This is a genomic window from Methylomonas sp. MED-D, assembly GCF_050276835.1.
Taxonomy (GTDB): domain Bacteria; phylum Pseudomonadota; class Gammaproteobacteria; order Methylococcales; family Methylomonadaceae; genus Methylomonas; species Methylomonas koyamae_A.
The window spans coordinates 2,273,470-2,290,625 of record NZ_CP189965.1 but is presented as its reverse complement, the minus strand read 5'-3'; the positions used below and the strand labels follow the sequence as shown (position 1 = coordinate 2,290,625).

At 49.0% G+C, this 17,156-nt stretch carries 14 protein-coding genes and 1 tRNA gene; 3 read left to right on the top strand and 12 right to left on the bottom strand.

The genetic code is table 11. From position 1 onward, the window contains the following. Nucleotides 1-35: 35 nt before the first annotated feature. Nucleotides 36-971 carry a LysR family transcriptional regulator gene (locus tag ACQE3E_RS10135; protein WP_427501587.1) on the top strand — a complete coding sequence of 312 codons (936 nt, stop codon included), beginning with the start codon at nt 36-38 and terminating at the stop codon, nt 969-971. Here the strand turns inward: ACQE3E_RS10135 and ACQE3E_RS10130 are convergent. Continuing rightward, entirely contained in the window at nt 968-2,062 is a 1,095-nt protein-coding gene (locus tag ACQE3E_RS10130; RefSeq protein WP_427501586.1) for an L-dopachrome tautomerase-related protein, read from the bottom strand. The two genes, ACQE3E_RS10135 and ACQE3E_RS10130, sit on opposite strands and share 4 nt — an antisense overlap. 736 nt (nt 2,063-2,798) lie before the next feature. On the opposite strand from ACQE3E_RS10130, the gene ACQE3E_RS10125 reads away from it, so the two are divergent. Further along, nucleotides 2,799-3,296: a DUF3016 domain-containing protein gene (locus tag ACQE3E_RS10125; RefSeq protein ID WP_427501585.1), complete on the top strand. Its 498-nt coding sequence runs from the start codon at nt 2,799-2,801 to the stop codon at nt 3,294-3,296. 925 nt (nt 3,297-4,221) lie between these two features. Beyond that, the gene (locus ACQE3E_RS10120; protein WP_064025567.1) at nt 4,222-5,865 is read left to right on the top strand and encodes a methyl-accepting chemotaxis protein; all 1,644 of its coding nucleotides are present in this window, start codon (nt 4,222-4,224) and stop codon (nt 5,863-5,865) included. Nucleotides 5,866-6,288: 423 nt separating this feature from the next. Here the strand turns inward: ACQE3E_RS10120 and ACQE3E_RS10115 are convergent, their stop codons facing one another. The 11 genes from ACQE3E_RS10115 to tpiA form a co-directional block, all read right to left on the bottom strand. Continuing rightward, nucleotides 6,289-6,678, bottom strand: a complete 390-nt coding sequence (locus ACQE3E_RS10115; protein ID WP_427501584.1) for a hypothetical protein — start codon at nt 6,676-6,678, stop codon at nt 6,289-6,291. Between the two features lie 350 nt (nt 6,679-7,028). Then, the gene (locus ACQE3E_RS10110) at nt 7,029-7,355 is read right to left on the bottom strand and encodes a hypothetical protein (RefSeq protein ID WP_427501583.1); all 327 of its coding nucleotides are present in this window, start codon (nt 7,353-7,355) and stop codon (nt 7,029-7,031) included. Then, nucleotides 7,355-7,633, bottom strand: a complete 279-nt coding sequence (locus tag ACQE3E_RS10105; protein WP_427501582.1) for a YceK/YidQ family lipoprotein — start codon at nt 7,631-7,633, stop codon at nt 7,355-7,357. Before ACQE3E_RS10105 ends, ACQE3E_RS10110 begins: the two co-directional genes overlap by 1 nt. 58 nt (nt 7,634-7,691) lie before the next feature. Further along, nucleotides 7,692-8,282 carry a cold shock domain-containing protein gene (locus ACQE3E_RS10100; RefSeq protein ID WP_427501581.1) on the bottom strand — a complete coding sequence of 197 codons (591 nt, stop codon included), beginning with the start codon at nt 8,280-8,282 and terminating at the stop codon, nt 7,692-7,694. 19 nt (nt 8,283-8,301) lie between these two features. Then, nucleotides 8,302-11,556: a type I restriction endonuclease subunit R gene (locus ACQE3E_RS10095; protein WP_427501580.1), complete on the bottom strand. Its 3,255-nt coding sequence runs from the start codon at nt 11,554-11,556 to the stop codon at nt 8,302-8,304. After that, nucleotides 11,553-12,224: an abortive infection family protein gene (locus tag ACQE3E_RS10090; RefSeq protein ID WP_427501579.1), complete on the bottom strand. Its 672-nt coding sequence runs from the start codon at nt 12,222-12,224 to the stop codon at nt 11,553-11,555. The genes ACQE3E_RS10095 and ACQE3E_RS10090 overlap by 4 nt, the downstream gene beginning before the upstream one ends. Nucleotides 12,225-12,378: 154 nt before the next feature. Further along, complete coding sequence (locus ACQE3E_RS10085; protein WP_427501578.1) at nt 12,379-13,527, bottom strand: restriction endonuclease subunit S; 1,149 nt, start codon at nt 13,525-13,527, stop codon at nt 12,379-12,381. Then, nucleotides 13,524-15,095, bottom strand: a complete 1,572-nt coding sequence (locus ACQE3E_RS10080) for an N-6 DNA methylase (protein WP_427501577.1) — start codon at nt 15,093-15,095, stop codon at nt 13,524-13,526. The genes ACQE3E_RS10085 and ACQE3E_RS10080 overlap by 4 nt, the downstream gene beginning before the upstream one ends. Nucleotides 15,096-15,848: 753 nt before the next feature. Continuing rightward, nucleotides 15,849-15,933, bottom strand: a tRNA-Leu gene (locus tag ACQE3E_RS10075). Nucleotides 15,934-15,955: 22 nt separating this feature from the next. Next, a complete protein-coding gene (gene secG, locus ACQE3E_RS10070) occupies nt 15,956-16,360 on the bottom strand; it encodes a preprotein translocase subunit SecG (protein WP_071159431.1) in 405 nt (134 codons plus the stop codon). Between the two features lie 21 nt (nt 16,361-16,381). Next, nucleotides 16,382-17,128 (bottom strand): triose-phosphate isomerase, encoded by a 747-nt coding sequence (tpiA, locus tag ACQE3E_RS10065; protein WP_064025405.1) that lies wholly within the window; start codon nt 17,126-17,128, stop codon nt 16,382-16,384. Nucleotides 17,129-17,156 lie beyond the last annotated feature (28 nt).

Sequence of the window (17,156 nt, the reverse complement as noted above, 5' to 3'; positions counted from 1 at the left end):
TTAGTATGCAGCCGAATTTTTTATGGAATATCCACATGGCCAACCTGCGCACCTTCGACTTAAACCTGTTGCTGGCTTTCGATATATTGATGCGGGAGCGCAATGTCACCCGCGCGGCGGAATCCATGTTCGTCACCCAGTCGGCGATGAGCCATACCTTGCATCGCTTGCGACAGCAATTGAACGATCCGGTCTTGGTTAAATCGCCCGCCGGCATGCAGCCGACGGCATTGGCACTAGCATTGGTGGAGCCGGTACGTAGCCTTTTGCAGGAAATGGAACGTTTGCTCGAGGCGCCGCAAGCCTTCGATCCGGCATCCAGTCTGCGCCGTTTCACTATCGCCGCGACCGATTACATGGAGTTTTTGATCTTGCCCGAGTTGTCGCAATCGATTGAGCAGTCGGCACCGGGCGTGGATATTCATGTCAAACGCACGGAATCTGCGTTTCCGTTGGCGCAGTTGGAAAACGGCAGTCTGGATGTGGTGTTGGGCTTTGCCTCGGTATTGAATCCGCCGGCGCATTTGTACTGCGAACATTTATTCATTGATCGCATGGCGTGCGTGGTTAGGCAGGATCATCCCAGCATAAAAGCGCCACCGTCGCTGGAGACGTATTTGGCCGCCACGCACATGCTGATCTCCAGAACCGGCGATAAATTGGGGGTGATAGACGAGAAATTGACCGAGTTGGGCCTGGAGCGCCGGATTAACTTCATCGTGCCGCATTTTTTATCGGCGCCCTTGATCGTGGCTCAGTCCAATATGATTTTGTCCTTACCCTATCGTTTAGCCATCGCCTTTCAGAAACTGGTGCCACTGCAAGTGTTGCCGGTGCCGGTGAGTTTGCCGGACTACGATTTGGCGATGATTTGGCATCCGTTGTGGGAAAAAGACCCGGCCCATGGCTGGTTGCGCGAGCAAATCAGCAGCATAGGCCGGAAAATAAGCGCATCCCAAATCAGTCTTTAACGTCCTGGCAAGCCTGCGGCTAAGGCTTTGACTTTTAGCAAAAAATAAGGCGGTTTGGATTGATTGTCGCCGCCGTTCAGTGTGGCCGAACGATGTAAGCGATTAACGACGGCAAAGAGTTGTCCGTTAGCGCCAAAACTGAAGGAATCGACCCAAGACAATCTTGGGCATTGCGCCAATTGCCGGTATTGTCGGTTAGGCGCGATCACGCCAATCGCATTATTGGCCAAGTCCCCCAGATAAATATTGTTGTTCTCGTCAATGCTGATGCCGTCCGAGATCGGTTTGTCGCTATAGCGTTCAACCCGCTGTGCAAGTTCTTGCGGCATTAACGACTCATTGACCAAATCCGCCGCTTTAATCCGGTAAAGACTAAGGCCGTGCATCGGCCCGAAATAAACCCATTCGTTGGCTAAATCCTCGGTAATGGGATTCACGCCAATATGAGGTTTCACCAATTCGCCCGACGGCGTTTTCAGCTGTATCGGTACATTGTCGATGACTAAATCGACGTTTTCCGGCACCACACTTTTATGACCTTCCAGCACCCGCCGAGCGGCGCCGGTCGACAAGTTGACCACGATCAAGGCCGCATTCGCGCCCCCCGCCGGATCGCTGATGAAGGCATGATTGTGGATGGCATCCAACGCAAAGTCGTTGACGAACGCATCCTTGGGTGCGATCGGTGCGGGTAAATACATCAAGCGCTGGAGCTTGTTGGTTTTGGTATTCCAGCCGACCAATTTGGGCGTCACGCCGCTGCGCATGCCGTTGTCCAGCATCCAGACGATACCGTTGCTGTCGGAGCGGATACCTAGTACCGAGTCGAGCTTGATCGGCGCAGTCGAATCGGCCGCGGACATTTCCTTATTTGGAAAAGGTAGCAAGGCTTGATCCTTGTATTCAACCACGGTGTATTGCGGCTGATAAAACTGATGCTGGCTCATGATGATCCGGCCGTTGGCTGTCGCCGTGACATTGCCCGGCCCGGTCTCGAGGTTGGCGAATACATCAAAATTCGAGTTGCCGTCAGCCAAGGCGTCACTGGTCGCAAACACCATGGCCGCGCAAAATAGAGTTACAAGATTCACTACCCTCTCCGGTATGTTATTGGGTTGGACAACACCATACTGGATCGCTAAACCATTGTTAAATGACATAATTTAATCACGCATCATTCAATACATTGATGACGATTTGAGTGTTTAATCTTGCCAAAACCGTGCTTTCATTCGATCAGTTCGGGATAAGAATTCCCTCCGGTTTGTTCCAGCGTACGGGTTAACCTGTGAGATTCAGGCGTTACTGCCGAAATTCGCTGAAATATTCGAATGTCCCAAAGTGGCCGATTGCCAGCCCAACCAACTCTTGCGTGACTCGGCTCAGATCGGAACCATGGAGCGTGTTGATTTCCAACCCCGGCATGCCAATACTCTTGGGTATTATGACGATGGCCTTACCAAGCCCCCGCCCATTTGGTGGCGGTCATGATCGGGCGGAAGCCGGCTGTTTTAAGTTTCCGGCGACTGACTAGCGTCTTCCAACCAGCCGCGCGAAAATTGCTATTCAACTTGAGAACGCTAAATCCCGCCTGGATTTGCGCATCGACGAAATTTTTATCGAATTTCCGGGTCGATATCGCGCAAGTAGCAACCGATAGGCACATTGGCCTATTAACCCGGTCCTATTTATTACGGGTATTCCGTTCAGGCCGAGCTGGCCGAAGCCCAGGCTGGCCAGCCCTTCGACAATCCAGCGGTATTTTAGGGCCGGGTTAATAAGGTGTGCGGCGGCGCTACGATAACCGCAATATGACGGGGGAATTCCATGCCAAAACTTACCTTGCTGGCAATAGCTATGCTGGTCATGGCTCAAGCAGCGTGCGCGGACATCAGCATCCGCTTCGAGAATGTCGAGCATTACACCGACTTGGCCTTATCCGGCGCCGCTACCCCAAGAGTACAGGCGGATTTACTCCAGCAATTCGAAGCGCATTTTCGCAAATTGGCGGGGCAATATTTGCCGGCCGGCGACAGCCTGGATTTGGTGGTCGAGGACATCGACATGGCCGGCGCCTTCGAACCCTGGCGAACACCCAATGCCACCAATACCCGCTTCATCCGCGACATATACTATCCGCGCATCAAATTGAACTACCGCTGGTACGGCCCGGACGGCCAAATCAAAGCCGAGAAGCAGGAACAGATCAGCGATCTGAATTACCTGATGCTACAGGAGTCGGCACGCTACCCAAACAACGATCCCTTGCGTTACGAAAAGGCGATGCTGGATCGATGGTTCGCCGATAGCTTTGGAAAACGTTAGCACCGCTGTTGACCGCTTCGTGGAGGCGACAATTGCTCAAACGGTACCGCCCGCACCCGGTAAGTTCAAGGATAAGATTCATCGGATTTCGCAAGCGACCCACCTCAAAGCCAAGGGTAAATAACCGAGGGGAGCGTCCTTTGAGCGCCGGGTAACCCGTGGCCTTATTGACCATTGGCAATTACCTATTGGACTATTGGACTCACCGAAGCCGACGTGATACCTCGCTCCGTGCAATATTTAGACTGCAACCATACGGACAGTCTCTTCGGTCCCTTGCTGGCATTGCAGCCACGGCAACAAAGAACGATATTTTCTCTGGTGACAATCGTCTCATCGTTAACGATGTGTTCCCAGCTGGCCGCGGATTTATAAGACACCTTGGCCGGTGTAAATTCAATGCCGCAGTAAACACAAGTCTTGTCTCTTGCTCTGACTTCCGCTTCCAGCCAAGCGGGTATGTTCCAATTATTTGCCATTTCTCGATCCGATTCGTTGACTCCAAGCACGACATGCAACGCCCGGAACCGGCCATGTCTGACGGTGGTTTGTCAATTCTCGGCTAAGCTGTTCTCCAACCCGGACCAGGCACGAGCTGTTGCGGCTTCCAACAGTTTCGGCAAAAAATCCGGCCAAAAGCCCACAATTGCCTCCACCATGCTCGGCCAGCGGTATCGGAGCGATTGTCGTACTCATACTTGCTCCCCAGGTTGGCGTGTTAAACAGAAGTTGGGCATATGCGAAACCGCTTGCCCTGACTTCGCCTCAATTCTAGCGTCTATTCCACTAGGCTAGGGCTATCAGCCAAGCTCCAGCTGCGATTGTAGAGTGGTTGAGGAAAATCCAAGGCGATCACCCGCCTTATCATTGGCAAATTCCGTTTATCGGCAATACTAATTGCAAAGCGTGTTAGTTAGAGGTGAATATGTTTCAGAATATCGGTATCGGCACACGGCTAACCGGCGCATTTTTGGTAAGCACCCTGATTACCTTGGCCACCGGGCTGTTCGGCATTTACTTTGTCGACAAGGTAGGTAATACCGGGATTTACGTCGGCGAATCCGCCGCACCCTTGGTCGATGCGGTAATGGAATCCAAATTGCTCGCGACCGAGGCGCATTTGAAATTCGAAGAAATCATGGGTGGCGATGCGAATGAATCCATAACTGTCGTTAAGAGTAAAATGGATCAGGCCGAATGGTATCTAAACGTGATCGGCAAGGGCGGCGAAAATGCCGAAGGCAAATACTTCCCGGTGGATAATCCCGCGACGCTGGCCCAATTAAGTATTTCAAACGAAAAGTTCCGGACTTTACGTACGGCACTGGAAAACCGGTACGCGACCTTGGGCCAAAACCTGGGAGAGACCGAGTTTCATCAACTGGACGCCCAATTCGATGCGGCGTTCGATGATTTTATCGAGGAAATCGACAAGCTGGAAACGGCGATTCAAGGCGACGTTAAACTATCGTTGCAAAACCTCAAAGCCACCGACGCTGAAAGTAAATTGATATTGATTGCGCTGATAGGCGCTGCGTTAGTCCTAGGATTATTGCTGGGAAGAATAGCGACCATTTCAATTACCACGCCGTTGCGGCAATGTGTGGAGATCGCCGAGCGCATCCAAACCGGCGATTTAACCAAGACATCCGATACGACCGGAGGCGACGAAATTGCCCAACTGGTCAGAACGTTGGATAGCATGCGTTTGCGGTTGTTGGAGATCATAGGCGTCATCGTCAATAACACCAAGACCTTGAATTTATCCGCCGACTCGCTGGCGACCGCCGCGGTTCAAAGCGAGCGCGCCAGTATAGTCGAGGCGGAATCGTCGGAAATGATGACCAGCGCGGTCGAACAACTGTCGGTGTCCTTTGAGCAAATCGGCCAGCAAGCCAAACAGGTGCATAAAATCGCCGAAGAGTCCGGCAACCTATCGCTCGCCAGCGGCCGTATCATACATCAGACCTCCAGCGAAATGGGGAACGTCGCGGCGGCGGTCAAATCCACTGCCACGACCATACAGGAATTGGAAGACTTTTCCCGGCAAATTTACGGCATCGTCAACATCATTAGCGGTATAGCCGATCAGACCAACATGCTGGCCCTAAATGCCGCGATCGAGGCCGCTCGCGCCGGCGAACAAGGCCGCGGCTTTGCCGTGGTGGCCGAAGAGGTCCGGGAGTTGGCGAAACGCACGGCCAGTTCAACGCAGGAAATCACCGATATGGTCGGAAAAATCCAAGTCAACACGCAACGCGCGGCCAAGGAAATCGAAGCCGGCGTCAGTCGGGTCGGCGACGGCGTTGACTTGGCGAACCAGGCCGCCGACTCGATTTCGGAAATCCGCGATAGCAGCCAACAAGTGGCCGAAGCGATCGGCGACATGACTCGGATTCTAGCTGAGCAATCCGCCGCGACCCGAGAAATGGCTCACCGGATTAAACTGATCGCCGATAGCGCCGCCGAAAATAGCCGAACCGCCGGCGGCGCCGCGCGCTCGGCTCAGGAATTGGCGGCGTTGGCCCGCAACTTGGAAAGTATCGTATCCGGCTTTACCGTGGTCTGATAGGGTCTGACACCAATTCTACGTTGTCGGATGACTGAATAAACCTCGTGATTCCGGCCTGGATCGCAGGACCCGTTAGAGCGCGGAGCGAATCCGGACGCCATGGACGGATTTAAGCCTACCCATCATGGCACCGAATGCCCGTTTCCCGACAGGCATGCCGATCTTGAACAAATCTGACAAAGTAGAATTGGAATCGAATTTTTGCCGTTCCTCGGGCTGCGGAAAACATTCGCCCCAATAAGCCCAGATTGGGAACCGGCACATTGCCGCTGATGGTTCACTGCCGCTCATAACGTTTCAGAATGTGTGTTCAGGGGACATTTGCGATTGCTAAAACCTCTGGAGGCGGGGTGCAAATCTCGCCCCGCGCTCGCTCGCTAAGCGCCGAAATTCGCCATTCCCAAAAGCCGTCATTCTTTACTAGCGTAATGGCATCGGAATCGATGGCCGACTTTGGGTTGGAACCGCCGGCCGCTTTGCGACCGGAATACCTGGGGTTTTGAAGTCGGAATCGCCAGTGGGTTTGATCGGAATATGCAAGCGTCCTATCGAAGCCTGAATGGCAACATACTTGCCGCCGTAAATGAAAATCCCCGTCCGTCCCGCTTTTGCCTTGGGTTTATTGCTCGGAGAATTGCCCGCAACTCTTTTAGTGTTGCGGAAATCGCTATTCGCCTTGCGCGCAAGGCTTTTAGCGTTATGCGCAAGGCTCGGAGCCTTGCGTTTATTGCTCGGAGAATTGCGCGCAACTCTTTTAGTATTACGGGAATCACTATTTGCCTCGCGCGCAAGGCTTTTAGTGTTATGCACAAGGCTCGAAGCCTTGCGTTTATTGCTCGGAGCGTCGCTCGCAACTCTTATAGCATTACGGGAATCACTATTTGCCTTGCCCGCAAGGCTTTGAGTGTTGTGCGCAAGGCTTGGAGCCTTGCGTGTATTGCTCGAAGCGTTGCGAGAATCAATTTTAGTGTTGCGGGATAGACTTTTTGCGTTGCGATCAAGACTGGAAACCGCGTTAATTGCCGGATTCGCGTTGAAAGCGCTACTCCGGCGGCCAACCCGATACCCAATCAGCGGTCGCGGCGTGGTTAAAACGGTTTGCGGCGAGTCGGGCCGGCCGGCTCGCCGCGTAATGCAGGATTTTCGGCGATAGGCAGTCCTTAAGTAGCCGCTTTCGGTTTAGCGCCGCGATTAAAACGGACCGACATTGCTTGCCGCAGCGTTTCCAACGCGGCGCCCTTGCCGGCAATCTTTAACGAGGCATAGGCATCCAAACTAAAATTGTAAATATCGCTGCCCAGGGCCATGTCGGTATCCTCGCCGCGACTCAACAAATCCCGCAAGCGATGCAGGCGCGGGCGTAATTGATCCAGCGCGGTAAAATCGGCCACGGCTTCGTTGACATCCAGGCTGGACGGCAGCGCTTGCGGATTTTGACCGGAGACGATGAGCGTCTGCCGACAAAACGCTTCGGTCTTATCGCCCATCAGTGAAAAATCTCCGCACTGATCGCTAACGGTAAAAACACGGAATCCATCGCAAAGCTGAACGGCAGATCGACCAGCGGATAGCGTGGAGCTTCAGCCTTTAATTTTCGGATAGTCGCATTGTCGTTTTCTAACGCTGCCCAATTCAGTCTGGTTCCGCTGTAGATGAAGACGCGCTCATACAACGGAACTTCGGCATTTAAGCTCTTGAACGTTGCGCAGCCGGACAGTCCCACACTGCAAAAAACACAAATGACGATATTCTCGAATGTTTTCAACTTATTCCTGTTATATGATTGTCTTCAACCTACCATTTAGCTTATCACGTCAAATAAGCTAAAACTGTTGCTCACAAGGAATGCCGTCATTGTCACCGTCCATCTTCGTACCAGGGCAATTCCGGAGATAAAAAACAGCTTCCTCATACGACCCCATTTCCAAGCAATACACCTTACCTTGACACTGAAAATGTTGAATGGGTTTTTCGGGTTCAGCAATTGGCAATACCGGCTGACCACTAGAGCCATTTTGATTCGCAAACTTGCTGAAGATTGAAACAGCGGCAACTATAAGCAGCACAGGAATAAATCTATATCCTGATTTCTTATACGGTGGTCTATAGGTGTTGCGGCTTCCGTGAGGTCTTTGTTCCGGTAAAGTGGATTTCGGTGTTTTACGCTTTCTGCCAATTGGAACGACTGTTAAAACCGGAGACACACCTTCTATTTTTGCGTTGATCGCGCGTAGCTTGCCATTATCATCAAGATTTGTTTCGTAATAAATAATGTCTCCAACAACCGGAGAACGGCTCATACTTTTCAAAGCCGATATGTGGATAAAAATATCGGCGCCGCCTGACTCCGGTTTTATGAAACCGAAGCCTCTTTCTTCTACCCAACGAACCAGTTTGCCCTTTTCCGTTTCCATCGCTTAGTCATTTGTCATTTTAGGATTCAGCAGCCAATTCACTTGCAATCATCTCAGCCTGCTTTAACACGGTTTCAGTCGCAAGCAATTGCATATCCGGCGGATAGCCATATAGTCGCAAAGTACGCCTGACGATAACTTTTAATTTTGCTCTGACGCTTTCTTTAATCGGCCAGTCAATCGAGGCGTTTTCTCTCACTCGTTGTGTCAGCACCACCGCTAACTCCCGCAGCTGCTCATGCTGCATCAGCTCTCTAGCACTGTCGTTATTGGCAACAGCGGTATAAAAGGCATATTCAAAATCCGTCAGGCCCATGTTTTTGGCATTGTCATCTGAAGCGACGATTTCTTTACTGATTTTAATCAGCTCTTCAATGACTTCAGCAGCAGTAAGAATTTTGTTTTGATATTTCTTGATGGACGTTTCCAGCATTTCCATCAGCGAACGGCTTTGAATCAAGTTCTTTTTAGCGCGGGCTTTAATTTCGTCGTTCAATAGTTTTTTCAATACTTCTAGTGCGACGTTTTTATGCTGGTGATTTTTTAGCTCTTCCAAAAACTCATCAGACAAAATGGATATGTCCGGCTTCTTAATACCTGCCGCATCAAAAATATCTACAACGTGTTCGGACACTAATGCTTGATCTATAACTTGGCGGATGGTGGTTTCAATTTCATCGTTACTCAGGCCTTCACCTGTGCCATCGAACTTCGCTAGTCTGGCTTTAACGGCTTGAAAAAACGCCACTTCATCTTTAACGTCCATCGCTTGTTCATGCGGAATGGCAATAGCGAACGCTTGAGACAGCGCAGTCACTTCGTTGATATAGCGTTTACGACCATCATCCAAACCCAGCACATGCTCTTCAGCAGCCAGTATCAGCGACAGTTTTTGCGAGGTATCCGCATCAAAGTAATGCTCGTAAGCAAAACCGTGATACATGCCAGAAACCACTTCCAATTTCTCCAACATCAGATGTACCGCTTGCTCTTGCACTAAGGTCGGATCACCTTTACCACCAGCATCAGAATAAAACGACAGCGCTTCTTTTAGATCAGCGGCGATACCTAAATAGTCAACAATCAAACCACCCGGTTTATCTTTATAAACCCGATTGACCCGCGCAATCGCTTGCATCAAGTTATGGCCCTTCATCGGCTTGTCAATGTACAGCGTGTGCAAACTCGGTGCGTCAAAGCCTGTCAGCCACATATCCCGAACGATGACGAGTTTTAATTCATCGTCATCATCTTTCATGCGTTCAGCTAATTGTTTACGCTGCTGTTTGGTGGTGTGATGTTTCGCTAATTCGTGGCCATCACTAGACGCTGCCGTCATGACGACTTTAATCACACCTTTGTTCAAATCATCGGAATGCCAGTCTGGTTTGAGACGAATGATTTCTTGATACAGCTCTGCCGCAATCCGCCGCGACATGGAAACGATCATGGCTTTACCGGCAAACACTTCCTGCCGTGCTTCAAAATGACTGACAATATCCTTCGCTAAGTTTTTGATGCGTTGACTGCTGCCTATCAACGCCTCCATCTTGGTCCATTTGGCTTTAGCTTTTTGGGTATCCGTTAAATCGTTTTGATCTAACTCTTCATCCAATTCAGCAATCAGTTTTTTGCCTTCCTCACTCAAGCCTACTTTCGCTAAACGGCTTTCGTAATATATCCGCACCGTGGAACCGTCTTCAACCGCCTGTGCAATATCGTAAATATCGACATAGTTGCCAAACACAGCCGGTGTATTCACATCGGTCTTTTCAATCGGTGTACCGGTAAAACCTAGATAGGTGGCATTCGGTAACGCATCACGCAAATATTTGGCAAAGCCATACACCACTTTGCTGCCAATTTCGTTACCGTCTTTATCTTTCTCAGCGATGGTTTTGGCGCTAAAACCGTATTGTGTGCGATGCGCTTCATCCGCAATCACCACGATATTGCGTCTGTCTGATAATTGCTCGTAGACATTGCCTTCATCAGGCTGGAATTTTTGGATAGTGGAAAACACCACACCACCAGAACCCACACGCAACAGCTCTTTTAATTGCTGACGACTTTCCGCTTGTATCGGGTCTTGCCGTAATAACTGACTGGACGACGCAAAGGTATCAAACAACTGGTCGTCCAAATCGTTACGATCAGTAATGACCAGCACCGTTGGATTATCCATGGTCAACACAATTTTGCCGGTATAAAACACCATAGACAGTGACTTACCGGAACCTTGCGTATGCCACACCACACCGGCTTTTTTATCGCCACGCGGTTGTTGCGTGACACCAGGCAAGCCATAACTGGCAGGATTTTCCTGAACCAGTAACGCTACGCCCATATCCGCAGCGCGTAAAGTAGAGGCGACAGCGGCATTCACCGCGTAATACTGATGATAGGCTGCAACTTTTTTGACGGTGTGAATACTGATGATGCCGGTATCAGGACACCCCAGGGTGCCTTCTCTGGCTGCGCCATTCACCTTGTCTTCCCGTATGCTCTTTTCAAAGACAATGAAGTGACGCACCAAATCCAGCAAAGTGGTTTTGTTCAACATGCCTTTAATCAGCGTTTCCAACTGACTGACCAAATGCGACGCTTCTACTTTGCCATCCGCAGTTTTCCACGCCATGAAGCGCGAATAACCTGCTGACAAGGAACCGGCTTTTGCTTCCAGACCATCGGTAATGACTAGCAGCGCATTGGAGGTGAATAAACAGGGGATGGTGTGCTTATACGTTTCCAACTGTTTATACGCAGACTTGATCGTCGCGTTTTCGTCAGTCGCATTTTTTAACTCAATGATGACCAGCGGCATACCGTTTACGAACAGTATCAAATCCGGACGCTTGTTCTGATGGTTCTCAATGACGGTAAACTGATTGACGACGACAAAATCGTTATTGACGGGATTGGCGTAATCTATCAACGATACTAATCCGCCGCGCTCTGCGCCATCATGCTGATAACTGACTTTGACGCCTTCAGTCAGCAAACGATGGAAAGTTTCGTTATTCGCCAACAAATCAGGTGAGTGGACGCGTTGCACATCTTTTAATGCTGCTTGTAATACGTCGTGCGATACAGTCGGATTTATCTGTTTGAGCGCCGCTTGCAAACGACCAACTAACAACACCTCATCGTAATGTTGTCGTTCCTTATGTTCACCGTCAGGCGCAATATCAGGACCATACAAATATTCAAAGCCTAGTCGTTCAAATAGCTTAATGGCAAAATCTTCAATAGCTGATTCGGTTAACCGGCTCACGCATCATCTCCTCGTATATCTTGCTCAGTCCCTAAGAACTCTTTATATTCGGTAACATAGGCCTGAAAATCCACATTAAACAATATTTCACTGGCGGTATATGAATAACTTCCCATTGAAAATTCCCCGAAAGAATCATCCCAAAAAGTATTAAATTCTTCATTGAGTTCATAGTCAGGTATTAAGTCTTTATCAGCGCCAGTGTTTAACGCGACGATAGATTTCCTTTCTTCAAAAGCGCGGATTAAAAAAACTGCAATTGATACTGTGCTGTCAATTAGAAACTCTTTTGTCATCTCATCAAATTGGTTGTTCCGATTTCTCAGCTCTTCCAAAGTTCGACCATGCGATGTTGGACTAATTTGATTTCTTAATGTGCCTACTTGTAGGGCGATTGTTGCAAGACTTCTGGATATTTGATTTACTTTTTCAGTATTACTATATCCGAGGGCAGAAAAAGCAGTTTTAACTATTTGGTGAAAATCCTCATTTTTTAGTACTACTCCATTTGCATCACAAAGCTCTTTACCAATTGTTTCAATAAGTGCTTTGGCGTTTTCAAGCGCTAAGCTGAAATCAATAGTAATTGAAACTTCAATACGGTCTATGTATTCTTCCAAGACATCCCATCTCTGATGTTGGGCAATCAATGAGCGCAGCTTTTCCATCAGTTTGTCGCCCGTACCCGTACCTCAGCATTCATCAGCTTTGGTAACAAGGTATCACGGAGTTTTTCTAGGGTAAGCGAATAACAACAAGTCTGAATGTATAGATGGCTCTCAGTCCAGCATCCACCCAGGGACGCGACACCGAAAACACATGCTAACTTTTTGTAAGGCGCTTACGTGCTTGTGTAATATTCTGATATTTTTTACCTAACACATGCTTTGTCAACCTAGTAAATTCTTTTATTTTTTCTTGAGGTGGTAATAAAAACTCGTAAGTGGGAATAGCTTCTTTACTCAGGTGCAAAACCGTTGAACCATTTGAAAACCCCAAACAGTGCTGTTTAAACTCTCTTGTTCTCATCATTCGGTAAAGAAATTCGTGAGAAAGCCATTCATATTTTGACGTGACTTTGACCAGGTCCATTGAAATGACTAAAGTTTCATATAATGGATTAGATATTACTAACACCGGATTTCCAATTACTTCAGCATTTTGAGTTATATCGGTATGAGCGACTACTAAATCACCCTGAACTACCACATGCTGATCTTTATATTTTCCAGTAAACTCTTTAAATCCATCAAGCCTAAAACCGCCGTCTCGGTCAAAGCTTTTCAAAGTTACCATTGCTGTAGTTGATGCGTTCAAATCATCACTTTTATAAGAAACTCCATTAAAGCAATTTACATAATTACCAAGCTCAACAAATTCCCAATCCTCTTTTGCCTCCTCAATAAACCACTGCCGAAACAACGTTTCCGCCATAGCTTCAAGGGTTTTATTTTGCCGGTGCAACAGGTCAATTTTCTCATCAAGACTGCTGAGTAGGTTGGCAATAGCTTTTTGTTCGGCAAGATCAGGAATTGAAATTGGAACTTTTTTTAGTACGGAAGCTTTAATACCAAAAACTGTTGTACCTGATGCTCTGGCTTGAAGCTCATGTTGTCCAGTTTGATTTTGAAAGTAATACTTTAAAAATGGATTAAAAAGTAATTTTTTATTCCCTCTTAAAGTGATAATCCGCTGAGCTAAAGCAACGTTTTTATCTTTAATTAAAGCAACTTCTCCAAGAGGTGCTTCTGTTGTTAAAACAACATCGTCTATTTCTGGCAACCCTCTAGTCATCCATGAATCATAATCTTCTGGCGCAATAAATTCATTTGGAGGAAGTATAGTTCCAGACTTTACAACTTTTGCAGTAATAAGAGGTATTCCAGAATCAGTTTTCGTCGGCGTTTTACCTCTATAATCTATAAACTTTTCAATAACATCTTCTAAAAGATATTCCTGCCACTCACTCATAACTCAACCTTCGCCAAATTCTCAGCAATAGCCTGATTGAGTTCATCTTCTTCCAACAACTGCGCTTCAAACTCCGCTTTTAACGCAGTAAAGCGTTCAGCAAAATTAAAATCATCTTCTTCATCCGGTAGGCCAACATAACGACCAGGGGTTAAAACGTAATCCAGCTCAGCGACACGTTTTAACGGCACAGACGCACAAAAACCTTTTATATCTTCGTAATGGCCTTCACCAGTACGCCACGCATGATAAGTATCAGCAATTTGCTGAATATCCTTATGCGATAGCTCACGAGTACGACGGTTAATTAAATGCCCTAAGTTACGCGCATCTATAAACAGAATTTCGTTTTTGCGTGGATATTCACCCTCACCCTGCCCTCTCCCTGTGGGAGAGGGTTGTTGCCGGGCGCGATTCATAAACCATAACGCTGCTGGAATTTGCGTATTCAAAAACAGCTTGGCTGGACAGTTGACGATACAGTCAATCAAATTGCCATCCGCAATCAGGCTTTTACGAATCTCGCCTTCACCGTTGGTTTTACTGGTCAATGCGCCTTTGGCTAAAACGACGCCCGCTTTGCCAGTCGGTGATAGGTGATAGATAAAATGCTGTAGCCAAGCAAAGTTGGCATTTCCCGCAGGCGGTGTACCGTATTGCCAACGACCATCAGTACGCAACAGTTCACCGCTCCAGTCGCTGACGTTGAACGGTGGATTGGCAATAATGAAATCCGCTTTCAGGTCTTTATGTGCGTCATTGAGAAACGAACCTTCGTTGTTCCATTTGACTTGCGAGCTGTCTATACCGCGAATCGCCAGATTCATTTTGGCTAATCGCCAAGTGGTTTGGTTGCTTTCCTGTCCATAGATGGAAATGTCGTTGATGCGGCCCTGATGCTCTTCAACGAATTTTTCCGATTGCACGAACATACCGCCGGAACCACAACACGGATCAAACACCCGGCCTTTATAGGGTTCCAACATCGCCACTAACAATTCAACGATGCTACGCGGCGTATAGAATTGGCCGCCTTGTTTACCTTCCGCCAGTGCGAATTCGCCGAGAAAATATTCAAACACATGACCTAGCACATCGGCACTGCGGGCTTTCGCATCGCCCAGGGCAATGTTACCAACTAAATCTATCAAACCGCCTAAGCTGGTGGGATCAAGATTTTGTCGGGCAAAGACTTTGGGCAATACGCCTTTTAATGATGGATTTTCTTTTTCAATCGCATCCATCGCACCGTCAACAAAGCTGCCAATATCAGGCTGTTTGGCTTTGGCTATTAAAAACGACCAACGCGCTTCTGCTGGCACAAAGAAAATATTTTCGGCTTGGTATTCGTCCTTATCTTCTGGATCAGCACCGGCGTATTCGCCTTCGCCTGCTTGCAGTTTGGCAAAATGTTCTTCAAACGCATCGGATATGTATTTGAGAAAGATCAGTCCAAGCACCACGTGCTTATATTCAGCGGCATCTATGTTTTTGCGGAGTTTGTCAGCGGCTTTCCAGAGTTGGGTTTCCAGCGGTTCTTCTTTGACGACTTTTGGGGCTTTGGCCATGCGGGTTCCTTATTATTTCTAACGCTTGCTGCCTGCAAGTAATATTTAGTTTAGTCAATCGTATACCGATCTCCGCCAGTTACGCTAAACGATAATAATGCAACGTTGATCATCATGCTGCGTATTGTTGGCGTGGTCGCTAATCGGCGTGGTGGTCATGTCTGCGTAAGCGGCATTATCCGATAAATGGGCGATGCCATCTTGAGCGGTTTCTTGAGAGCAATGTCGAAGCATGGACGGCCAAAACATGCTCACCGGTCGCAGTACGAACAAACCCAGCATCTTCAGCGCATGGATACCGACCAGCGAGACGGGTCGCCTGTTTCTCCATGGCCGTCGTTGGACTGGTAATATCCTGACGACTCTTGATCCGAACGCGACTTGAGTATCAGGTTACGCGGCACTCAGGAATGCAAGGATACAGTCGATGTACGAAGTTGGCTGAGCAGAGTCGAAATAAGGCATTGGCCGAGTGGAGCCGAAATAAGGCGTTGGCTGCGCGGAGCCGAAGCCAGCGCTTTCGCTTCGACTCCGCTCTGCGAACGGCTTAGCCGAAATTGAGGTGTTCATTCCCCTGCTCTGTCGGGAGAAAGCGTTTTTACTTCGCGCTGAATATCTTGAGGTGGCTCTCAGCGTGGCGTATTTGCTCGGATTTAGGCGAACCCACCCGAATTGCTTCGGACAACAAAAAACCCGCTAAGCCTTATAACTTGCGGGTTTCTGTACTTCTTTGGGCTTCTTCAAACCCTAATTTGGTACCGACGGCCGGACTTGAACCGGCACGACTTGCGTCACCACCCCCTCAAGATGGCGTGTCTACCAATTTCACCACGTCGGCATAACTTTAAGTGCCAAGCCTTTTATTGAGCGGCTCCGGCCGGCTTCTCAACCTCTTTGATTGCCGGCGCTTCCGGCAATTTGCCATCGACGACAGGAGCGCTATCGGAGCCAGGGGCGACTTGCGACAGAGGCACGTCCGATTTAACCGGCGCTGCGACAGGCGCTACGTCCATCACGTCGGTTTTTTTGCCTTGATAACCGCTTAACGCGGCCAAACCCAAACTGGTAATGAAAAACAAGGTCGCGAATATCGCGGTGGTCCTGGATAAAAACGATGCGGAGCCTTGAGCACCGAAGACAGAGCCCGATGCACCGCTACCGAAGGCGGCACCGGCATCGGCACCTTTACCGTGCTGCATCAGCACCAAACCGACGATGCCTATTCCCAGAAATATATGAATAATTATTATAATTTGGTACAACATAAAAACCTTTAAAGGGTTGGACTAGACCGAATGGCAGATTTGCAGGAAGCCTTTGGCATCCAGCGATGCGCCGCCCACCAAACCGCCGTCGATGTCGGGCATTGCAAATAAGCCTTTCGCGTTGTCCGGCTTAACACTGCCGCCGTACAGAATTTGCACTTTCTCGGCAATGGCCGGGCTTCTATCGGCAATCCGTTTCCGAATATATTGGTGAACTTCCTGGGCTTGCTCGTCGCTGGCGACTTTACCGGTACCGATGGCCCAAACCGGCTCATAAGCGATAACGGCTCGCTCGAATGCTTCGATGCCGGCGGCGGCGATGACGGCATCAAGCTGCTCGTCGACAACTTGGAAGGTTCTGTCTTGCTCGCGCTCTTCCAGCGTTTCGCCAACGCAGAGTACCGGTAGAACGTTTTGGCTCAGCGCCTGACAAAAACGCTTGGCAACCGACTCGTTGCTGTCGCCGTAATAACTACGCCGTTCGGAGTGGCCGACCAGCGCGTACTTAACGCCGCATTCGGCCAGCATCGCCGCCGATACTTCGCCGGTGTAGGCGCCGGAGGCTTGGTCGGCAACGTTTTGGGCACCCAGAGCGATGGGTGAACCTGCCAAAGTTGCGCGGATATCGGATAAGTAAACGAACGGGACGCAGACCGCGATTTCCTGCGCGACATCGCCCAAGCCGTCGGCCAAGGCTTTCGCGAGTTTTTGGCCGTCTTCCCTAGTGCCGTTCATTTTCCAATTTCCCATAATCAAAGACCGACGCATTACTTCCTCCGAGCTAAATAAGACCGCA